Consider the following 2,692-nt stretch of genomic DNA (forward strand, 5'->3'; position numbering starts at 1 on the left):
CCCCCCCCCCCCCCCCCCCCCCCCCCCCCCCCCGCTCTCGTGCGTCATGGCCAGCGTCGTCAGCGCCGTCCGAGCTGTCAGGGCCTATCGCACCCCGAGCACGAACGGGTAGACCGCCGCAGCGCCTGCCTGGCGCAGCAGGCGGGCGGCGACCGTGAGGGTCCAGCCCGAGTCGGTGTAGTCGTCGACCAGGAGGATCCGGCGTCCCGCGAGACCGGCCAGCGCGGGCCCGGACAGCTCGAGCCGGAGGCGTTCGACGACCCCCGCCAGGCGCATGGCCGAGTTCACGTCGTGGCGCCCGGGCTGCTCGCGGCCCGGCACGGGACCGACAGACCCGACGAGCGGGCGGTCGAGGTAGCGCGCGAGCCCGCCCGCGAGGTGCTGGACGAGGTGAGGTCGCGTGGCCGACCGGACCGACACGACGCCGTCGAGCAGGAGCCGGCGCGCGGGAGCCGGCTCGTCGCCCGCCCCGTCCGCCGCCGACGCGGCGTCGGCCGCCCCGGCGGCATCGAGGCCGTCGCCGCTGGGTGCGGCGTAGAGCGCGTCCCACTCGTCGAGCACGCGCGCGGCCGCACGGCGCAGCGCGACGGGGGTCTCGCCGTCGGGTACGCCGGGCGCGAAGAGCTCACGCAGCGGACCCGACCAGCCCAGCCCGTCGAGGCGCGCGACGGCGCGTCCCGGGGACGCGAGCTCCTCGGGCGACAGCCGGCCCTTGAGGTCGAGCCCCAGCCGGTCGAGGCCTGTGGGCCACTGGCGGCGCGCGACGACCTCGACTCCCGGGCGGTCCATGTCTGCACGCGCGGCGGACACGGCCTCGGCGTCGGGGGCCGCGGGCAGGTCGACGCCGCCGCACCGGTCGCACCGTCCGCACCGCCAGCCGGGCTCGAGCTCGGGGTCGTCGAGCGTCGCGCGCAGGAAGGCCATGCGGCAGCCGGTCGTGGCCTCGTAGTCGATCATGGACCGCTGCTCGGCGAGCCGGGTCTGCTCGACGCGCGCGTACCGGTCGGCGTCGTAGACCCACGGCTGCCCGGTCGAGACCCAGCCGCCCTTGACCCGGCGCACCGCGCCGTCGACGTCGAGCACCTTGAGCATGGTCTCGAGGCGTGAGCGCTTGAGGTCGACCTGCGTCTCGAGGGCCGCGACCGACTGCGTGCCGCCCCCGGCCTCGAGGGCCGCGAGCGTCTCGCGGACCTGTCGCTCGGCGGGGAAGGCGAGCGAGCCGAAGTACTCCCAGATGCGCCGGTCCTCCTCGCCGGGCAGGAGCACGACGACCGCGCTGTCGACGCCACGCCCCGCACGACCGACCTGCTGGTAGTACGCGATGGGCGACGAGGGTGCCCCGAGGTGCACGACGAACGCGAGGTCCGGCTTGTCGAAGCCCATGCCGAGCGCCGAGGTCGCGATGAGCGCCTTGACCCGGTTCTCCTTGAGGTCGGCCTCGAGCTGCTCGCGCTCGGTCGTGTCCGTCTGGCCCGTGTACGCGGCCACGGCCAGCCCCGTCGCGCGGAGCTGGCTCGCGACCTGCTCGGCGGCCGAGACCGTCAGGCAGTAGACGATCCCCGAGCCGTCGACGTCCTGGAGCGTCTCGGCGAGCCACGCGATGCGGCTCGGCTGGTCGGGCAGGTTCAGCACGGCCAGGTGCAGCGACTCGCGGTCGAGGCCGCCGCGCAGCACGAGCACGTCCTCGCGCGGGGCTCCGGGCGCACCGGCGACGGCGCCCGGGGCTCCCGCCCCGACCGACGCCCCCGTGACCCCGAGCTGCTCCGCGACGTCGGCGGTCACGCGCTCGTTCGCGGTCGCGGTCGTCGCCAGCACGGGGATGCCCGGGGGCAGGTCCGCGAGCAGGGTGCGGATGCGGCGGTAGTCGGGCCGGAAGTCGTGGCCCCAGTCGGAGATGCAGTGCGCCTCGTCGATCACGACGAGGCCCGCGTCGGCCGCGAGCCGGGGGAGCACCTCGTCGCGGAAGCCGGGGTTGTTGAGCCGCTCGGGCGAGCAGAGCAGCACGTCGACCTCGCCCGCGGCGATCGCGGCGTGCACCTCGTCCCACTCGGTCATGTTCGAGGAGTTGATGGTCACAGCACGGATCCCGGCGCGGGCCGCGGCCGAGATCTGGTCGCGCATCAGGGCGAGCAGCGGCGAGACGATGACCGTGGGACCCGCGCCGCGCGAGCGCAGCAGCGAGGTCGCGACGAAGTAGACCGCGGACTTTCCCCAGCCGGTGCGCTGGACCACGAGGGCCCGACGGCGGAACGCGACCAGGGCCTCGATCGCGAGCCACTGGTCGTCGCGCAGCGCGGCGTCGTCGCGGCCCACGAGCTTGCGGAGCGCGGCCTCGGCCTCCTCGCGCAGGTCCTTGCCCTCGAGGAGCCCGCGCAGCATGGCGACCTTGGCGAGCCGCGCGGCGTCGGCGGCCGAGGCAGCGTCGGCCGGGGTGTCGGTCGCCGTGTCGGCCGGGGCAGGCGCCGGGGCCGGTGCCCCGCCGGGGGCGGCGGCGCGACGCACCGCGGGTCCCGCGTCGTCGGGGACCGGGGGCTCGTCGTAGAGGTCGGCGGGTGGCTCCGACGCGAAGTCGGGCGGGAGGTCGGCGTACGGGTCGTGCGGGTCACGGGGGAACGAGGTCACCCAGCGATCGTAGGCGCTGGGTGGGACAGCGCGCGGTCGTGCACAGGTCGGGCCCGGTGCGTCCGACGGG

At 76.2% G+C, this 2,692-nt stretch carries 1 protein-coding gene; it reads right to left on the reverse strand.

Annotated features, from left to right (window positions below):
* Positions 1-84: 84 nt before the first annotated feature.
* On the reverse strand, positions 85-2,379 hold the full coding sequence (locus tag H9640_RS10710; RefSeq protein ID WP_191790741.1) for a DEAD/DEAH box helicase: 2,295 nt from the start codon (positions 2,377-2,379) through the stop codon (positions 85-87).
* Positions 2,380-2,692: the final 313 nt, after the last annotated feature.

The sequence above is a fragment of the Oerskovia gallyi genome, assembly GCF_014836745.1.
GTDB lineage: Bacteria > Actinomycetota > Actinomycetes > Actinomycetales > Cellulomonadaceae > Oerskovia > Oerskovia paurometabola.